This window comes from Sedimentibacter sp. (assembly GCF_032080165.1).
Taxonomy (GTDB): Bacteria; Bacillota; Clostridia; order Tissierellales; family Sedimentibacteraceae; genus Sedimentibacter.
This window is the reverse complement of record NZ_DAMASY010000002.1, coordinates 71,433-90,614: the sequence shown is the minus strand read 5'-3', so window position 1 is coordinate 90,614 and position 19,182 is coordinate 71,433. Positions and strand designations below refer to the sequence as shown.

14 protein-coding genes are annotated in these 19,182 nt (G+C 36.1%); 2 read left to right on the top strand and 12 right to left on the bottom strand.

Going from position 1 to position 19,182, the window contains the following annotated elements; all coding sequences use genetic code 11:
• Positions 1-12: 12 nt before the first annotated feature.
• Positions 13-858, top strand: a complete 846-nt coding sequence (locus RT412_RS02965) for a pyrroline-5-carboxylate reductase dimerization domain-containing protein (RefSeq protein ID WP_313343751.1) — start codon at positions 13-15, stop codon at positions 856-858.
• A gap of 100 nt (positions 859-958) precedes the next feature.
• Here the strand turns inward: RT412_RS02965 and RT412_RS02960 are convergent, their stop codons facing one another.
• The 3 genes from RT412_RS02960 to RT412_RS02950 all read right to left on the bottom strand — a co-directional run bounded on the left by RT412_RS02960 (position 959) and on the right by RT412_RS02950 (position 4,895).
• Positions 959-2,314 carry a HAMP domain-containing sensor histidine kinase gene (locus tag RT412_RS02960; RefSeq protein WP_313343754.1) on the bottom strand — a complete coding sequence of 452 codons (1,356 nt, stop codon included), beginning with the start codon at positions 2,312-2,314 and terminating at the stop codon, positions 959-961.
• Positions 2,314-2,997 carry a response regulator transcription factor gene (locus tag RT412_RS02955; protein ID WP_313343757.1) on the bottom strand — a complete coding sequence of 228 codons (684 nt, stop codon included), beginning with the start codon at positions 2,995-2,997 and terminating at the stop codon, positions 2,314-2,316. The genes RT412_RS02960 and RT412_RS02955 overlap by 1 nt, the downstream gene beginning before the upstream one ends.
• Before the next feature lie 95 nt (positions 2,998-3,092).
• Positions 3,093-4,895, bottom strand: a complete 1,803-nt coding sequence (locus RT412_RS02950; RefSeq protein ID WP_313343818.1) for a sulfite exporter TauE/SafE family protein — start codon at positions 4,893-4,895, stop codon at positions 3,093-3,095.
• A 323-nt stretch (positions 4,896-5,218) separates the two neighbouring features.
• Between RT412_RS02950 and RT412_RS02945 the strand changes: the two genes are divergently transcribed.
• A complete protein-coding gene (locus RT412_RS02945; RefSeq protein WP_313413103.1) occupies positions 5,219-6,619 on the top strand; it encodes a Na+/H+ antiporter NhaC family protein in 1,401 nt (466 codons plus the stop codon).
• 21 nt (positions 6,620-6,640) lie between these two features.
• On the opposite strand, the gene RT412_RS02940 is transcribed toward RT412_RS02945, so the two are convergent.
• From RT412_RS02940 to RT412_RS02900, 9 genes are all read right to left on the bottom strand, one after another.
• A complete protein-coding gene (locus RT412_RS02940) occupies positions 6,641-7,912 on the bottom strand; it encodes a LysM peptidoglycan-binding domain-containing protein (RefSeq protein ID WP_313343760.1) in 1,272 nt (423 codons plus the stop codon).
• 172 nt (positions 7,913-8,084) lie between these two features.
• Entirely contained in the window at positions 8,085-9,338 is a 1,254-nt protein-coding gene (purD, locus tag RT412_RS02935) for a phosphoribosylamine--glycine ligase (protein ID WP_313343763.1), read from the bottom strand.
• 10 nt (positions 9,339-9,348) lie between these two features.
• Positions 9,349-10,902 (bottom strand): bifunctional phosphoribosylaminoimidazolecarboxamide formyltransferase/IMP cyclohydrolase, encoded by a 1,554-nt coding sequence (purH, locus tag RT412_RS02930; RefSeq protein ID WP_313343765.1) that lies wholly within the window; start codon positions 10,900-10,902, stop codon positions 9,349-9,351.
• An 11-nt stretch (positions 10,903-10,913) separates the two neighbouring features.
• Positions 10,914-11,537: a phosphoribosylglycinamide formyltransferase gene (purN, locus tag RT412_RS02925; RefSeq protein ID WP_313343767.1), complete on the bottom strand. Its 624-nt coding sequence runs from the start codon at positions 11,535-11,537 to the stop codon at positions 10,914-10,916.
• Entirely contained in the window at positions 11,528-12,565 is a 1,038-nt protein-coding gene (gene purM / locus RT412_RS02920) for a phosphoribosylformylglycinamidine cyclo-ligase (protein ID WP_313343770.1), read from the bottom strand. Before purM ends, purN begins: the two co-directional genes overlap by 10 nt.
• A gap of 12 nt (positions 12,566-12,577) precedes the next feature.
• On the bottom strand, positions 12,578-13,972 hold the full coding sequence (gene purF, locus RT412_RS02915) for an amidophosphoribosyltransferase (RefSeq protein WP_313343773.1): 1,395 nt from the start codon (positions 13,970-13,972) through the stop codon (positions 12,578-12,580).
• Between the two features lie 24 nt (positions 13,973-13,996).
• Complete coding sequence (gene purC / locus RT412_RS02910; protein WP_313343774.1) at positions 13,997-14,704, bottom strand: phosphoribosylaminoimidazolesuccinocarboxamide synthase; 708 nt, start codon at positions 14,702-14,704, stop codon at positions 13,997-13,999.
• Position 14,705: 1 nt separating this feature from the next.
• Positions 14,706-15,200, bottom strand: coding sequence for a 5-(carboxyamino)imidazole ribonucleotide mutase (gene purE / locus RT412_RS02905; protein ID WP_313343777.1), 495 nt, complete (start codon positions 15,198-15,200; stop codon positions 14,706-14,708).
• An 8-nt stretch (positions 15,201-15,208) separates the two neighbouring features.
• Positions 15,209-18,940: a phosphoribosylformylglycinamidine synthase gene (locus RT412_RS02900; RefSeq protein WP_313343780.1), complete on the bottom strand. Its 3,732-nt coding sequence runs from the start codon at positions 18,938-18,940 to the stop codon at positions 15,209-15,211.
• Positions 18,941-19,182 lie beyond the last annotated feature (242 nt).

Sequence of the window (19,182 nt, the reverse complement as noted above, 5' to 3'; positions counted from 1 at the left end):
AAGGAGGACTTTATGAAAAAAGAAATAGGAATAATAGGAATAGGTAACGTAGGCTCTATGCTGCTACGCAAATTTACGGAGCTCAACATATTCAGAGAGGAAAATATTTGTGTGGCAAATCGCTCAGAGGAAAAATTAGAGAGCCTTTCAATAAAGTATCCGGACATAACCATCTGCAAAAGCAACATCGAGCTTACACAACAATGCAAAAACATATTGCTTTGTGTTGAGCCTTTGAATTTACCAGATGTATTGATGGAAATTCAGCCATATACCGATTCTGAAACATATCTGATGGTATCAACCTCCATGGTTGCCGTGGAGGATATACAAAAATTCCACAATGGGGGCATAACCATATTCATGCCAACACTGATATCAATGGTTAACGGCGGGGTGACACTTGCATATCACAACAGCAGAGCAGACAATAATCAAAAGGCATTCTTCCATAATTCCCTGAAGCAATTCAGCGAGGTGAAAATATTGGAAGAGTCTGATATCAATATATGCCAGAACATGACGGCAAGCTTTCCAGGCTTTTTTGCGGAAATAATGCTGGAATTCGTAAAGTCCGCATCTGCAAAAAGCCGAAGTGTATCTGATGAAGAGCTTGAGCACATGCTTTTAGTTTCCTTGCTTGGAGCATCAAGGCTGCTTTTGGAGAAAAATATGAGCTTTGAGGAAACCATAAACCGTGTATCAACCAAGGGTGGCATCACCTATGAGGGAGTGAAGGTATTTGAGAAAAGACTCCCTGATGTATTTTCTGAAGCATTGTGCGCATCCATGAGCCGTTATAAAGAAATAACAAGAATTACTTCTGCGGATATCGACAGGTTAAAGTCACAGAAGTAATACATAGACCCAGAGGGGACGACCGAGAGATGACGATTCTCCTTGGGTCATTCTCCCTTCTATGGTCCTTATTCCGTGCACCACTCCGGCAATGAGCCTTTTAAAAACATATTTGAACTGAAGTCCCTTCTCCTTCTTTGCTTGTTACGTCAATTGCTGCGAGATGAAGGTCTAATATGCTTTTTACAATCGTTAAGCCAATGCCGCTTCCTTCAATTTCATGCCTGCTTTTATCGCCTCTGTACAGCCTTTCAAATATATATGGCATGTCTTCATCATTGATACCTATGCCGTTATCTTTAATTTCGACTATTATTTTATTATCACCTTTACTTAAATTAATCTCAACTTTTCCGCCTTTATCTGTAAACTTGATAGCATTATCAATTAAATTTATAAATACTTGTTTTAATTTATCCTCATCACCGTTTATATAATATTTTTCATTTTCATAATTAAAATTAAATGCAATGTTTTTTTCTTTTGCTTCAGCGGAAAAACCCTTATGCATATTTTTTAATAATAAAAGTAAATCTATTGAATGAAAATTTAATTTCATGCTTTCATTTTCAAATTCCTTCAATTTGTCTAAATTGTTTAACAATTTACCAAATCTGATTACCTCATCATTTAAATGAGATAGTCTTTCGTTGGATACCGGAAATATCCCGTCAATCATTGCTTCTAAATTATTTTGAAGCACGTTCAAAGGTGTTCTTACTTCATGAGAAATATCCGAAACGAGGCGTTTTCTTAATGCATCTTGATTATCTAATTTTTCCGCTAACTCATTTATACTGTTTCTTAAATTCGCTATTTCTTCTATATTTGTTTTTATAGTAGATTTTTCTTTAAACTCACCCTTTGAAAGCTTAACAGACATATTTGAAACTTCTGTTATCGGTTGTGAAAACTGCTTTGAATAATACAAGCTGACAAAAATTATTATAAAAATCGTAAGAATTCCGCTTGTTATTATGCTTTTATTCACAGAGGACCTAAACAAAGCATCTTCATCCGTCATTAGCAAGGGTGCGTATTGCCCGATTTCAACATATCCTACAATAACATTTTCTGAATACAATTCAAATTTCTTTGTTAGATAAACACCCTGATCCTGCACCTTCATATCATGAAGATTAATTTTGTTACGTATATCCATCGGGTTCATGCCCCATACAGGTATATTGTCAATGTCATAAAGTGTTAAATTATAATTGCTCATATATGCCTCATGCAATATTTCTACTCCCGAGCTTTCATTCCATTGACCTTCATTTTTATAGAGTTCTTCTAATTGTGAAACTATTCTTTCATATCTTTTGTTTTGAACTGATACCATATAATCTTCAAATATATCGTTAATAGTAAAATTAACAAACAGCATTATAAGAAAAACAGCTATCATTGAGCAAGATATAATTAAGATGCTTAATCTCTTTCTTATAGTATGCATCAGTTTTCACCGCCGAATTTATATCCAAGCTTAGTTACGGTAATTATATACATAGGATTTTTGGTATCTCTTTCAATTTTTTTACGTATGTTCTTTATGTGGACGTCAATGGTTCTGTCATATCCGTCAAAATCAATGCCGAATACTCTGTCTATAAGCTGTTCTCTTGATAATACTTTTCCATTATTTATAATTAATGCGTATAAAATATTAAATTCGTTTGGAGTAAAAGCTATTTCCTTACCCTTTAATCTTACGGTTCGCTTTTCATAATTAATAGATAAATTACCGTCATCATAAATATTTTCTGACATCTTGTTTTTATTAAGGCGTCTGAATAGTGCATTTACTCTTGCGGTTAATTCTCTCGGGCTGAACGGTTTAACTAAGTATTCGTCTGCTCCTATATTCAAGCCGTCTATTTTCTCTGTCAATGAACCTTTTGCCGTAAGCATAAATATATGGACATCGGAGCATTGTCTTATAAGCTTGCACACTTCTTCTCCGCTGATATCGGGCAGCATCAAATCCAGTATAATCAAATCAATATCATTTTTTCTGTTGATTTCTATACCTTCAAGACCTCTGTCAGTCAAAAAAACATTGTATCCTTCTCTTTCAAGATATGCCTTCACTACCTCTGAAACTCTTTCATCATCTTCTATTAATAATATGTTTTTCATATTCTCCACCACTTTTTTGGACCTTCTATAAAAATAATATAGAGCATTGACCTGATATTGTCAACGCTCCTGTAGATGTATTTAAATTTAATGCTTTATTCTGCTATTAAATTGTTTCTTATATCCTCTAAATCAATATTATCAATGCTTTCTACAGCCTCTATTATGCCCAGCAGGGCATCCCCCTTTACGATACCGTATATACTTGTTTCGTCAGGGGTTATCTCAACCTGATTTATACCTTTAACTGCTTCAAAGGAAGTTATTTCTTCACCTGTATAACCATCAGCTACAACATATTTTCCCTCTGCATTATCAAATTCTGTGAAATCAAATGTTATAACGGTCGTACTGCCTTTTTCCACAACAGCTGCCAATGGCTGCAGTTCATAACCTATACCGTTAATTTTGAGAGTATTATTTTCTGACTTGCCTATAAGCATTTCCGTCGGTACTTTTGAGATATCATCGCCGTAAATACTTGGCGGATTGTAATAAGAACTGGCAGCACTCTCATCTATCGGCACGGCACAGCAGCTCGGTCCCGTAGACGGTGCAGGAAGCGACGGATCAGGTACTGATGTATCAATCGTATCAAGTTCATCAACCACTTTTATCACACCATTTATCATACCCATCCAGCAGCTGAATCTCATGTCGCTGTCTTGTGGGTTAAATTCCAATATATTTTCACCCTTATTTATTTTAATTTCTTTGCCGATTGAAGGTATTATTATAGCATTATTGCATGTGTTTATTTCCACACCGTCAATAATCCACTTTACGGGCATTCCTTTTTGTATATAAAAAGCATTAGGAGTAAAGCCCTTATTGCTGACAGTCATATTAATTATTTGTACACCATCCTGGATTACTGCCTTCGCCACATTGGGATTTTCTTTGTCGTTGCTAAAATCATCTTTATTCAGAGCCAATACGGCAGGATTTAAATTATATCCCAGCATTGACAAGCCTCTGTTTCCCATTATTATTCCAAGAACAATTATCATTACTCCGCTTAACTTCAATAATCTTTTAGTATATCCCTTGCTTAACAAACCGGATACTGCTCCGAAAGTAAGCATTAAAGGTACGGTTCCCAAGGCAAATATCATCATTGAAACCGCTCCTTTTACCGGGCTTCCCGTTCCCAAAGCAAATATCTGCATCGTCTGTAACGGTCCACATGGCATAAAGCCATTTAATAATCCAACTATAAACGGAGAGTTACTCTTGTTTTTAAATTTGCAAAAGGAATGTGGCAGCTTTATTTGAAGCTTCCTGAACAAACTGAATCCAAGCATATTCAATCCCATCACTATCATAAACAGAGCCGCAATAATTTGCACTGCTGCCTTTGACTTAAATGACAGAGAAAATATAGAACCTACCGCTCCTATTATTCCGCCAAGTATAGTGTATGATATTACTCTTCCGGTATTATAAAGTAATGCGGGTTTCATAGCTTGAAGCTTATTTTCGCTTTCGTTGTTAACTGTCTGAGAAAGCATTATACCTCCGCACATACCCACACAATGTATGGATGTCAGAAGCCCTGCAATAAACAACACAGCATAGGAAGCATTATTCAATTGTGATTCCATATCAAATCCTGCTGTATTAAATCCAAGAATTATAACAGCAGCAGCAATAATAACCATACCGAAAAATTTATAATCACTGTTTTGCTTTGTACTGTAACCCGCATCATTTATTGCCTTATTAATATTATTCAGTTTACACAAATCATCATCATATTCAATTTCCGCGAACTGACCGCTATAGCTTGCCTTTGCCGCTATAACTCCTTCAATTTTTAAAACAGCCCTTTCCACCCTTTTTTCACAAGAGCTGCAGGTCATATCATAAACCTTTATTCTTTCTTTTTTAATCATAATTCACCTGCTTTCTTGAACCGCTGCAGCAACCCATTTTATTACATCCTTTTCCTTTTTTTATTTTAAATAATTTCTGTGAAGAAATTATGTAGATATCTTTTTATTTTCTTCATAAAATCTACATATTTGTAAATTATAATGATATTAAGAAAAACAAACTTTTACAGGAAATCTCCTAATATAAGTTTAAAATAAGACCATCGTTTGCTGGACGATGGTCTTATTTATGCCCTAACCCCATTTGTACAAGCGACAGCGCAGTTCAAATGGCGGCAGGTCAAACGCACAGAATGCCAAACGTAGTGAGTAAACAAATTTGATGCATTCCCCTCCGCCCTATTGTATTTCTCAAAAAAGTATATATAATATTATTAGCTTGTACTATATTACTTATCTGGGGGCATACAATGGACTTTCTGATTTCAGTATTTATTTTTATGACATTTTTAATCTTCAGCTTAATAAAAAATATTTCAATACTTATACCATTAATTATAGGAATGCTTGCTTTTTCAATAACCGCCTTTAACAGAGGCTATACGTTTAAATCTATATATAAAATGATTTTAAAAGGAATGAAAAAAGCTTTATTGCTAATACCTATTTTTGCGTTAATAGGAATTATTACTGCTACCTGGAGAGCAAGCGGTACAATTCCTTTCTTTGTTTATTACGGAACTAAATTGATGAATCCTGATTATTTTATATTGTTTGCTTTTTTATTGTCATGTTTGGTTTCATTTGCTCTCGGTACAAGCTTTGGAACTGTTGGAACTATTGGAGTAGTATTAATTGTATTGGCTAAAGGCAGAGGTGTAAATGTAAGTATTGCAGCAGGTGCCATAATTTCGGGAGCATTTTTTGGTGACAGATGTTCACCTACTTCTTCAAGTGCTAATTTAGTCGCAGCCGTTACAGGCACAAATTTATATGACAATATAAAAAGAATGTTTATAACAGGAATTTTACCCTTTGTTGCTACTGTTATTATCTATTTTGTTTTATCAAAACAAAGCCCTATGAAGATAAATGAAAGCACATTATTAGACGAAATATCATTTTATTTTGATTTAAGCATTTTAACCGTATTTCCTGCCGTCATTATTTTTCTTCTTGCTTTCTTCAGAAAAAACGTAAAAACTTCAATGTTCTTTAGCATAATAGCCGCAATTTTTGTTTGTTTGTTCATTCAAAAAATGGATATCACCGAAATTATTAAAACTATGATTTTGGGTTTTAAATTAAACTCAGACAGAGAAATTGCTCAAATCATATCCGGTGGCGGCCTATTGTCAATGGTTAATGTTTTATTGATAGTGTTAATTGCATCTTCTTATTCTGGCATATTCGAAGAAACCGGAATGCTTAACGACATACAAGGTATCCTAAAAAAAATGAGCAATAAAATAGGCATTTATTTAACCACATTATTTATTAGCTTAGTAACCGGTGCATTTTTCTGTAATCAAACATTGCCTGTTTTATTAACATATCAATTAATGAACAAAATTTATATCGAAAAGGGATTAACTAAAAAGGATATTGCAATCGACATAGAAAACACAGCAATCATGACATCAGAGCTATTCCCGTGGAGTATTGCCATAGCTGTACCTCTTGCCACATTGTCGGCAACCCCTGCAAGCATCCCATATGCAGTATACCTCTATCTTGTTCCATTACTGAACATTTTCAAACCATCCCTATCGCAGTCCGGCAAGTAAAAACCGTCCCCGTTACCTTTATCACAGTTTTTTTACGTCGAATGTATCTTGCAGGAGTACCCAGTTTTGAGTAAAGGGATATCCTAATCCCCAATAGCTTAAACCTCTTAACCCGTATTCTTTTACGGTATCGAATTTTGCCTGGGCGCTTCTCGCATCCTCGAACCATACTTCGTGTGCATTGCCCTCTTCATCGGTATAACTGTAAAATGGTGATTGTGCCAAACTGTCATACTGTATTTGCACATTGTGAGCATAGGCTCTTTCCATAGCTTCCTCAACACTTATAGTTTCTGCTTCGTCTCCTTGAGCAAAAGGTATTTTCCAATCTCTTGCATATATTTGAAATCCCATCAATATTTTATCTCGCGGAATAACGTCTACCGCATAATCTAAAACCCTTCTTATTTCATTAATAGGTGAAATAGCTCTTGGCTGTCCGCCTCTCCATCCCCATTCATAGGTCATCAACACTACAAAATCAACAATTTCTCCATGTGCAGGATAATCGTGCGCTTCATATAAAAGTCCTATTTGTTCTGCACTTAGCTTTGGAGCTAATGATGTAGAAATAAAAAATCCTTCATTATGCAATCTTTCAGTAGCAGTTATCAAGAAATTATTATATGCTTCACGGTCCTCCGGCAACACATATTCAAAATCAACATTTAATCCCTGATAGCCCTTTTCTTTCATAACGTCAATTATATTATTTAAAAGAGTATCTATTATATCCGGATCATTTAATACCTTATTGGCTATATTTTCGCCTGCAACATTTACGGTAAAATTTACAATTGCCATCATAGGCACAGCTCCGTGAGCTAAAGCTTCCCCTATTAATGGTTCATCATCTATGGATACTAAGCTTCCGTCCTCGTTTATTAAATAGGCAAACGGGCTTAAATATGTTAATAAATCACCCACCTCGCTTACTACCGCTATTCCCTCCTGATCAAAAAAATATGAAAATCCGTTTACCTCAATTTCCGGTCTTTGTTTTTCCGGAATCCTGAGTATTTGTCCAATATATAAACTGTCAGGATTTAAAATCTGATTTTCCCACAATAAATCTTGAACCGAAACTCCAAGGCTCGCTGAAATCTTCCAGATTGTATCTCCCGGTCTTACCGTGTATGTATTTTGCTCTCTTGGAATTAAAAGTGATTGACCTACCAGCAATTGATCCGGATTTATTAATCCGTTCGCTTCCATTATAGATACTACGTCAGTTTTATAATAATCGGCTAACCTCCATAGAACGTCTCCTTCTTGTACCACATGTATTAACATAAACTCCTCCTATACCCATATTTAATACTAATATATTCAGAGCTTATCTATATCATGATAAGCAGATGACCCAAATTTTTAATTTGGTATCAATCGCTTATCCTGAACGTAGTGATAGGGTAAAAAAAATCGGGGTCTTGCCCCGATACAGGTTGATGACTTTTTCAGCAGCCTACATATTTCCTATATCTTTTCTATATTCCATTTTTTCAAATTTTATTCTTTCGATATTTTTATATACCTTTTCTCTTGCATTTTCTATAGTGTCATCAAGAGCTGTAACTGCTAAAACCCTTCCCCCGTCGGTTAAAATTTTTTCGTCTGAATTTTTAGTTCCTCCGTTAAAAACTATGATATCCTCATCTAATTGTTCCAATCCGGTTATTTCTTTGCCTGTCTCATATTTTTCAGGATAACCTCCTGAAGCAAGAACAACAGTTACACATTTCTCATCAGTCCATTGTAAATCTTCTTCCTTTAAGTCCCCGTCAATACACTTGAGCATTATTTCCGCTAAGTCAGATTTTAACCGCGGAAGTATTACCTCCGTTTCAGGATCCCCAAAGCGAGTATTATATTCCAGAACCTTAGCTTCTCCGTCTTTAATCATAAGCCCTATAAACAATACTCCTTTAAAATCAATATTTTCATTTTTAAAGCCGTTTAAAGTGGTTTTAAGGATGTTATCTTTTATAAATCTTTTTAACTCGTCAGTATAAACCGGATTTGGCGAAAAACAGCCCATTCCTCCGGTATTCAGCCCTTTGTCGTCATCTAAAGCTTTTTTATAATCCTTTGCACTTTCCATAGGTATCAATGTCTTGCCATCTGCAAAGCACAATAGAGAGCTTTCGATGCCATCAAGAAATTCTTCAATAACAACCGTATTTCCGGCTTCACCGAATTTCTTTTCAGTCATTATGTCATCTATAGCATTTTTTGCCTCTTCTAATGATTGGCATATTAACACACCCTTGCCGGCTGCAAGACCGTCTGCTTTTATAACTACAGGCACATTAAACTTGTTAAGATTTTCTTTTGCATCATGGGAATTCGTATAAACCTCGTATTTAGCTGTAGGAATGCCGTATTTTTTCATAAATTCCTTAGAATACGATTTACTGCCCTCTAATTTTGCTCCTTTTTTATCAGGTCCGAAAACCTTAATTCCTTTTTCCTTAAGAATGTCCGCAAGTCCCAATACTAAGGGAAGTTCAGGTCCTATAACTACTAAATCAATTTTATTGCTTACTGAGAATTCTGTAATTTTCTCTAAATCATCTGCTTTTATATCTATACAATTTACTGTTTGAGAAATACCTCCATTGCCGGGAGCGCAATATATTTCTTTAACCATTTTACTTTGTTTAAGCTTGTGACAGATTGCATGCTCTCTTGCACCGTTTCCTATAACTAAAATCTTCATAATTCACCTCTTAATGTTTAAAGTGTCTCATGCCCGTAAATAACATTGACATATTATTTTTGTTACACACTTCGATTGATAAATGGTCGTTAATAGAACCACCCGGCTGTATTACGGCAGTTATTCCCGCCTTATGTGCTTCCTCAACACAGTCAGGGAACGGGAAAAATGCATCGGATGCCAAGACAGCGCCCTTTAAGCTCTCAGCACCTAAGAATTCTGCTGCATGCTCTATTGCCTGTTTGCATGCCCATATACGGTTTACCTGTCCCGGAGCTACACCTATGGACTGTCCGTTTTTAACAATTACTATGGCATTTGATTTTGTGTGCTTTACAATTTTCCAAGCCATTAACAAATCTCTTTTTTCCTGTTCTGTCGACTCCTTTAAGGTTACTGTCTCGATTTCAGATTCATCCGGAAAAAGCTTGGAGTCGATCGTCTGGACAAGAATTCCGCCTGCAACCTTTTTAATATCGTAGGAATTCTCATCTGATTTCTCCGTAATATTTTCTATAAGCAGTAATCTTATATTCTTCTTGGATTTAAGTATTTTTAGTGCATTTTCTGAAAATGAAGGTGCTGCAACTATTTCTACAAAAATTTTATTAATTTCTTCTGCCGTTCTTTCATCAATTTCACGGTTAAATACAACTATACCGCCAAATATTGATGTAGGATCAGCATTGTATGCTTTTATATACGCATCATATATGTTATCTGCTGTTCCGACACCGCAAGGATTTGCATGCTTGCAAGCCACTGCGGTCGGTTCTTCAAACTCCTTCAGCAATTCAAGCGCACCGTTTGTATCATTGATATTGTTAAATGACATTTCTTTGCCGTGAAGCTTTACCGCAGATGTCAACAGACCCTTGCTATTCGAAATTTCTTTATAAAAGCTTGCCCTTTGATGAGGGTTTTCTCCATAACGCATATCGTGTAGCTTTTCAAATGTTAAAGTAATTGTTTGCGTCAAGCTTGAATCATTTCTTTCTTTCCTCATATATGCGGCAATTAATGCATCATAATGTGCCGTATGTTCAAAAACCTTTGAACACAAATAAAATTTGGTATCAAGAGATACTTCATTGTTTTCTTCTATTTCTTTTATAATCAAGTCATAGTCATCAGGATCTACTGCTACAGCAACGTCCTGATAATTTTTTGCTGCCGAGCGAAGCATGGCAGGACCGCCGATATCTATATTTTCTATAGTTTCCTGCCTGTCGGCATTTCTCAATACCGTTTGTTTAAAAGGATACAGGTTTACGATAACTAAATCTATAGTATCTATATTCAGCTCCGAAAGCTGCTTCATATGAACTTCATTTGAACGAATTGCCAATATCCCCGCATGTATATTGGGATGAAGAGTTTTTACCCTTCCATCCAAGCATTCAGGAAAACCTGTTACTTCTGGAACTCCTTTTATATTTATACCTGCATTTTTTAAAGTGGTATATGTACCGCCCGTAGAAACAATTTCAATTCCTAAGCTGCTAAGCCTTTGTGCAAATTCAACAATTCCTGTTTTGTCTGATACACTTATTAACGCCCTCATTTTTTTCTCCCTTATCTGATTACTACCCTTCTTCCTTCGGAATATAATCTGTCTTCACAATACATTTTAACTGCAAGCGGCAGCAAACGGTGTTCTAACACCAGCACCCTTTTTTGAAGTGTTTCCGCAGTATCACTGTCTGACACCTTTACTGCCTCCTGAAAAATAATTGGTCCGGTGTCTGCGCCTTCATCTACAAAATGAACCGTAGCACCGCTTATTCTTACCCCGTAATCTATTGCTGCCTGATGTACCTTGATGCCGTAATATCCCTTACCGCAAAATGAAGGTATCAACGAAGGGTGGATATTTATTATCTTATTTTTAAATTCTTCAACAAATTTGTGCGACAATATTTTTATATATCCAGCCAGAACCACTAAATCAATTTCATGACTTTTAAGCTCTGCTATAATTGCTTCATTAAAAAGCTCAAAGCTTTCATATTTTTTTTCATTGATGAAAACCGTATCGATATTGTACAGTCTTGCTCTTTCTAATCCGTAAGCTTCCTTTTTGTTAGAAATAACAACAGCTATTTCACCGTTTATATTTCCTTTGTTTATTTCATCAATCAATGACTGCAAATTAGTACCGGAACCGGAAATCAATATACCTATTTTTTTTACCGGCATATTTTTATTCCGCCTTCTCTTTTAACTGTCTTACCGATTATTACCGGTTTTTCACCTAAATTATTCAGGTAATCCATTACATCCTTTACCTTATCTTTATCTACAGTTAAAACCATTCCTATACCCATGTTAAATGTTGAATACATTTCCTCAATATCTATATTGCCTTTTTTTTGTATAAGCCTGAATATCGGCAATACATTAATATTCTCAGCTTCTATATCTGCTGTGATTCCTTTTGGAAACATTCGTGGTATATTTTCGTAAAAACCGCCGCCTGTAATATTTGACATCCCTTTTATTTCAAATTTACTTATTAAATCCAATATGAGCTTTGGATAAATTCTTGTAGGAACCATCAAGCTTTCTCCTAATGTACAACCTAATTCATCAATATATTCATTGACATCATAATTATTATGATCAAAAAATACCTTTCGTACCAGTGAATAACCGTTGCTGTGAATACCGCTTGAAGGAATTCCTATTAAAATATCTCCGTCTATTATTTTAGAACCGTCTATTATTTTCTTTTTATCGACTATGCCGACACAAAACCCTGCAATGTCATATTCTCCTTCACCGTAAAGACCGGGCATTTCCGCAGTTTCTCCTCCTATTAAAGCTGCTCCGGCCTTAATACATCCGTTTGCCACACCCTTTACTATGTCAGCTGTCTTTTCCGGCAATAATTTTCCGGTTGCAATATAATCTAAGAAAAACAACGGCTTAGCTCCCTGACAGATTACATCATTAACGCACATTGCCACCGCGTCCTCTCCGATGGTGTCATGCTTATCAGTTTTAAACGCAATCATTAGCTTCGTTCCAACTCCGTCTGTCCCGGAAACAAGGACCGGCTCCTCGTAAGCATCCTTATCAATTGCAAACATTCCTCCAAAGCCGCCTATATCCGAAACAACAGCATCAGTGTATGTTTTTTTTACATGATCCTTTATTAATCTTACCGTTTCATATCCGGCATGAATATCGACTCCGGAATCCTTGTAGGTTAATTTTTCAGGCATATTCTTTCTCCCTTACATGTTTTTGTTGGGTACTTCCATTGGATAATCACCGTTTAAGCAGGCAAGACAGTAGTTATTATCAGATGATGTCGATTTAATCAGGCCCTCTACACTTAAATAATGAATGCTGTCCGCATTTATGAATTCTTTAATTTCTTCTGTTGTTTTGTTTGCTCCTATAAGCTTTTTTCTGTCAGGAGTGTTGATACCGAAAAAGCAGGAATGAGTTACAGGCGGTGAAGCAATTCTCACATGAACTTCCCTTGCTCCTGCCTCTTTAACCATGCTTACTATTTGTTTTGTTGTTGTACCCCTGACTATGCTGTCATCAATTAAAACAACTGTTTTATCCTTTACAATTTCCTTTAAAACGCTCAGCTTAGTTTTTACTCCCTGTTCTCTGAGCTCCTGATTTGGCTCAATGAAGGTTCTTTTTGCATATCTGTTTTTTATCAATCCTAAACCAAAGGGTATTTTTAATTCTTCCGCATATCCTATGGCTGCAGGAGTTCCCGAATCCGGCACCGCAAACACCAGATCCGCTTTTACAGGGTCTTCCTTCGCTAAAATTCTTCCTGAATTATATCTTGTTTCATATACGTTAACTCCGTCTAAATTGCTGTCAGGTCTTGCAAAATAAATATGTTCAAATATACAAAGTTTTTTCTGGGCGTACCTGTCGCTTTTTATACTTTTAACTCCTTCAGCATTAATTACAACAATTTCTCCCGGCTCTATATCTCTTATAAATTCACCGCCCATAGCACTTATTGCACAGCTTTCCGAAGCAAGAAGATATCCGTCAGCTCTTTTGCCTAAGCAAAGAGGTCTTAATCCGAAATAATCTCTTACTCCTATTAATTCTTTTTCCGTCATAAACACAAATGCATAGGCGCCCTTAACTATTTCGGTGATATTTTTAATTGAGCTTACTATATCACCCTTGTTATACCTCGCCAACATATTTGCAACAACCTCAGAATCGGTTGATGTTTGAAATATTACACCGCTGTCTTCAAGTATGTTTCTCAGAGAGCCGGCATTTACCAAGTTACCGTTATGAGCTAAGCCGATGGAGCCCTCCTTATAGCGTACAACCAGAGGCTGCGCATTTTGCTTTTCACTGTCACCAGTTGTCGAATACCTTACGTGTCCTATTGCAATATCACCTTTAAATCTATTAACTACTTCCGGTGTTAAAACATCCGCTACCAATCCCATATCCTTATGAAATTCTATTCTTTTACCTGTATTAATCGCAATTCCCGCACTTTCCTGACCTCTGTGCTGAAGTGCAAACAGACCGAAATAAATTAACTGAGACGCAATATCCGGCTTGCTTGTATATATGCCAACGACTCCGCATTCCTCATGAAGCTTATCGTCATCCAAAATTTCGTAGTACATAATCTCTCCTTAAATGATAGCTGATTATTTATTGTTTATTCTTGCCAACACTTCCTGATAAACTTCTTCAACGTCTCCCAAATCTCTTCTGAATCTATCCTTGTCTAACTTTTTATTTGTTTCCGCATCCCATAATCTGCAAGTATCAGGAGAAATTTCATCAGCTAAAATTACCTGACCGTCATAAAGACCAAACTCAAGTTTAAAATCAATTAGCTTTATGTTAATTCCAAGGAAGAATTCTTTTAATATCTCATTTACCTTTAATGCGTAAGCTTTAACTGTACTAAGTTCTTCGTCTGTAGCAAAGCCCATCGCCTTTATATGATAGTCATTAATCATAGGATCGCCTAATTCATCGTTTTTATATGAGAATTCCAAGACTGTTTCCTTCATAATTACGCCTTCTTCAAGACCTAATCTTTTGGATAGTGAACCGGCAGCAACATTTCTTACTATTACTTCAAGAGGCAGAATTTTAACTGCTTTTACCAATGATTCATTATCGCTTAAAAGCTCAATGTGATGTGTGGGTATACTTTGTTCCTCCAATAAAGAAAACAAAGCGGCCGACATTTTGTTATTTACGACGCCTTTACCTACAATAGTACCTCTTTTCTCTCCGTTAAAAGCTGTTGCATCATCCTTGTATTCTACGATATATTTTTTCTCATCATCTGTTCTGTAAACTTTTTTTGCCTTTCCCTCATAAAGCATCTCTAACTTTTTCATATTAAACCTCCATTAATTTTTCTTGTAGTTTTTTATCTTTTTCCATAACCTTTTCTGCCATTTGTTTTTTATATGCATTAAATTTGATTCTTAATTCTTCATATTTAACAGACAATATTTGTATTGCAAGCAGTGCGGCATTTTCAGCACCGTTTATTGCCACTGTTGCAACCGGTACTCCGGGAGGCATCTGAACTATGGCAAGCAGTGCATCCATACCTTCCAGGTCCGATGATTTTATCGGAACACCTATTACAGGAAGGGAAGTACAGCCGGCCAATACTCCGGGCAGATGAGCTGCCTTTCCTGCCGCGGCAATTATTACTTCGTACCCGTTCACATCGGCATTTTGGGCAAAGCTTATTGCTTCATCAGGAGTTCTGTGAGCTGAAATTACTCTTACTTCTGTTTCAACTCCGAATTCCTTTAAAATTTTATAACCCTTCTCTACTACCGGGAAATCCGAATCACTTCCCATAATTATTGCTACCTTCATAATTCCTCCTATTTGAAATATTGAACTCCTGATTCAAAGATTAATTGATTCTTTTCACCGGGGATATTTTTATATAAATTGTTATCAATTCTTTCAGAGTGAGCCATTTTACCTAATACTCTTCCATCCGGACTTGTTATACCTTCGATTGCCTCTATGGAACCGTTAGGATTAAACAACCCTTCATAGGTTGGTTCATTATTTAAATCCACGTATTGAGTTGCTATCTGTCCGCTTATTATTAACTTTTTAATCCATTCTTCATTTGCTGCAAATCTTCCTTCTCCATGGGATACCGGCAGGTAATGGACATCTCCCGCATTACACTTATTTAACCAAGGTGATGTGTTATTAACTACTTTAGTCCTGACGAATGTGGATACATGCCTTCCTATTTTATTGTAGGTAAGAGTAGGATAATCCTCTTTTACTTCCACTATCTCTCCAAAAGGAACCAGACCAAGCTTTATCAGCGCCTGAAATCCGTTGCATATGCCTATTATTAATCCGTCTCTGTTATTTAATAAATCCATCACAGCTTCCTTTAAGAGCTCATTTCTAAAAACCGAAGCGATGAATTTACCGGAACCTTCCGGCTCATCTCCTGCACTGAAGCCGCCGGGAAATGCAATAATTTGTGATTTTTTTATACGCTTATTCATCTCTTTAATCGATTCTGAAACATTTAAAGAGCTTAAGTTGTTAAAAACGAAGACATCTGTTTCAGCTCCTGCCCTTTCGAAAGCTCTCTGCGTGTCGTATTCACAGTTTGTGCCCGGAAATACAGGTATAAACACCTTTGGCTTTGCCATACTGACAGCAGCTTTTTTACTGTTTCCTCCTAAGATACAGCTGCTGCATATTTTTCCTTCCGCATCCTTTTTAACCGGATAAATATTTTCGAATGTCTTCATCCAATTGTTTTTAATTTCATTTAATGAAATACCAAATCCTTCCGATAAAGAAATTTCTTTATCGGAAGATGTAGTTCCTATTTCTGTTCCCATGATGACTTCATCAGCTTCTAAAACAATATCGCCGTAGCTTGATGAGAACCATTGCTTTTTATCCATAATCAAATCGTAGCTTGCCTTAAATCCAATTTGGTTGCCAAGGGTCATTTTGCTTATGACCGCAGCCACTCCGCCATAGCCCACCGTATGTGCGCATAACACCTTTTTGTTCGATATTGCCTCATGAATCAGCTTATATTTATTTTTAATGTCTTCAAAGTCCGGCATTAAATTATCATCCTTCTTTATTCTTACCAACAAAACCTTGCTGCCTGCTTTTTTAAATTCGGGAGATACGATATTATTTACATCTGCTGCGGATACCGCAAAGCTTATCAGTGTAGGCGGTACATTCATATCCTTAAAGGTTCCCGACATACTGTCCTTTCCTCCTATGGCAGGAACATTCAATTCATGCTGTACCTTGTAAGCACCTAATAATGCGCTTAGTGCTTTACCCCATTTTTCCGGCTCCTTGTTCAGTTTTTCAAAGTACTCCTGAAATGTTAACCTTATATTTCTGTAGTCTGCACCCATAGCCACAGCTTTGGCTATAGAATGAATTACAGCATACATTGCTCCGTGATATTGATTCAATTCCGATAAAAAAGGATCGAAGCCATGTGTCATTATTGAGCATGTATTGGTAGATTTGTTAAGAACCGGTATTTTAGCAGCCATTCCCTCTGCAGGTGTAAGCTGAGTAAAGCCGCCGAAGGGCATCAGAACCGCTCCCGCTCCAACCGTTGAATCAAATCTTTCAACCATACCTTTTTGGCTTGCAACGTTTAAATCCCTTAGATTTTCAAGCCAAGCTTCTTTTAAATCATTGTTGTAAAAATACCTTTTAGCTTCTTTTTTTATAGGCTCCTTTACAAACGCGCTTACTCTTTGTTTAACGCCGTTTGTATCCAGGAAATTTCTGTCTATATCTAATATTAATTTACCTTTCCAGGTCATCTTTAATCTTCTGTCATCAGTGACCTCCGCTGCAATGGTTGCTTCTAAATTCTCTTCATGTGCATGCCTGATGAATTTTTCTGCGTCTTCTTTTGCAACAACAACTGCCATTCTTTCCTGAGATTCCGAAATAGTTAGCTCAGTTCCATCCAGGCCGTCGTATTTTTTAGGTACCATATCAAGATTTATATTTAAACCGTCAGCTAATTCTCCGATTGCAACCGAAACACCGCCCGCACCGAAGTCGTTACATTTTTTTATCAATAAGCTGACTTTTTCATTTCTGAATAATCTTTGGATTTTTCTTTCTGTAGGTGCATTGCCTTTTTGAACCTCAGAGCCGCATTTAATTATTGATTTTTCATCATGTTCTTTAGAAGAACCCGTAGCACCTCCCAATCCGTCTCTTCCCGTTCTTCCTCCGAGGAGTATAACAACGTCTCCCTTAACAGGTACTTCTCTTCTTACATTTTCTTTTTTTACTGCAGCTATAACCGCACCCACTTCCATTCTTTTTGTAACGTATCCGGGGTGATAGATTTCATTCACATAGCCGGTGGCAAGACCTATTTGGTTTCCGTAGGAACTATAACCGGCAGCTGCCTCAGTGGAAATTTTTCTCTGCGGAAGCTTACCTGGTATTGTATCTTCGATTTTTTGCCTTGGATCTCCGCTTCCGGTAATGCGCATAGCCTGATAGACGTAGGATCGCCCTGATAACGGATCTCTTATGGCTCCTCCTATACAGGTTGCGGCCCCTCCGAAAGGTTCGATTTCTGTCGGATGGTTATGAGTTTCATTTTTGAACATCAACAGCCACTCTTCATTTTTACCTTCAACATCAACATTGATTGTAATGCTGCAGGCGTTTATCTCATCAGAAATTTCCAAATCCTTTAAATCTCCTGATTTTCTTAATTCCTTTGCATTAATTGTTGCCAAATCCATTAGTGATATATCTTTTTGTTTATTTTCATAAACATATTTTCTTGAATTGAAATACTCATCAAGCGTTTTTTGTATTTCTTTATTAATTTTTCCTTTTTCAAATTCTATTTTTTCTATTTGGGTGTTAAAAGTTGTATGTCTGCAATGATCCGACCAATAGGTGTCAATAACTTTTATTTCTGTTATTGTAGGATTTCTTTTTTCTGTATCTTTAAAATATTTCCGGCAAAATAATAAATCTTCAAAACTCATAGCAAGACCCATATTTATGCGGAGCTCTTCTATTTCTTTTTCAGATTTATCTGTAAAATTACTTATATATTCAACATCTGAAGCTTCGGTATACTCCTCACAAAAGGATGATTTACCGTCTAAATCTGTTTCTCTTGAATCTACGGGATTGATGAAATATTTTTTAACCTTTATTATATCTTCTTTTGTCAATTTACCTTCAAGAATTATTATCTTTGCATATTTAACTTTTACTTCTTCCTTGCCGGTAATTATCTGAATGCATTGAGATGCAGAATCAGCTCTTTGGTCATACTGTCCCGGCAAAAATTCCACAGCGAACACATTATCAGATTCTCCAATATCTTCAAAATATACATTATCCTGATTTGGTTCGGAAAAAACTGTAGCAACTGCCTCGTAAAAATCCTGATTGCTTAAATTGGATACTAAGTATCTGTTTAATATACGAACATTTTTCAAATTATTCAATTGCAGGTTTTCTTTAAAGTCGTTGAACAAATTTATTGACTCGGTATTAAAACCTGTTTTCTTTTCCACAAATACTCTTTTAACATCAAAATTCATATTGACCTTCCTTTATTTTTATAGGTGCTTATTCTTTAACTAAATAATAACAAATATAAAATTGTATGTCAACGATTTTTAAGATAATTTTTAAATTAGTTTTAATTTAATTTCGCATATGTACGAACGTTGCATTAGTTCGCATATTGTTTGTTCGTAATGCTGCGACAGGCATAAAAAAAGACCCACAAAATGGGTCTAATTAGATCCTTCGCTATCACTCAGGATGACACAAATTAGTC

Coding starts and splice junctions, on each gene's coding strand:
- purD (WP_313343763.1), bottom strand. CDS start 9,338: ATGAAGATTTTAGTTATAGGAAACGGTGCAAGAGAGCATGCAATCTGT.
- RT412_RS02940 (WP_313343760.1), bottom strand. CDS start 7,912: ATGTTAATACATGTGGTACAAGAAGGAGACGTTCTATGGAGGTTAGCC.
- RT412_RS02965 (WP_313343751.1), top strand. CDS start 13: ATGAAAAAAGAAATAGGAATAATAGGAATAGGTAACGTAGGCTCTATG.
- purF (WP_313343773.1), bottom strand. CDS start 13,972: ATGTACTACGAAATTTTGGATGACGATAAGCTTCATGAGGAATGCGGA.
- purH (WP_313343765.1), bottom strand. CDS start 10,902: ATGAGGGCGTTAATAAGTGTATCAGACAAAACAGGAATTGTTGAATTT.
- purE (WP_313343777.1), bottom strand. CDS start 15,200: ATGAAGGTAGCAATAATTATGGGAAGTGATTCGGATTTCCCGGTAGTA.
- purN (WP_313343767.1), bottom strand. CDS start 11,537: ATGCCGGTAAAAAAAATAGGTATATTGATTTCCGGTTCCGGTACTAAT.
- purM (WP_313343770.1), bottom strand. CDS start 12,565: ATGCCTGAAAAATTAACCTACAAGGATTCCGGAGTCGATATTCATGCC.
- RT412_RS02955 (WP_313343757.1), bottom strand. CDS start 2,997: ATGAAAAACATATTATTAATAGAAGATGATGAAAGAGTTTCAGAGGTA.
- RT412_RS02960 (WP_313343754.1), bottom strand. CDS start 2,314: ATGCATACTATAAGAAAGAGATTAAGCATCTTAATTATATCTTGCTCA.
- purC (WP_313343774.1), bottom strand. CDS start 14,704: ATGAAAAAGTTAGAGATGCTTTATGAGGGAAAGGCAAAAAAAGTTTAC.
- RT412_RS02900 (WP_313343780.1), bottom strand. CDS start 18,940: ATGAATTTTGATGTTAAAAGAGTATTTGTGGAAAAGAAAACAGGTTTT.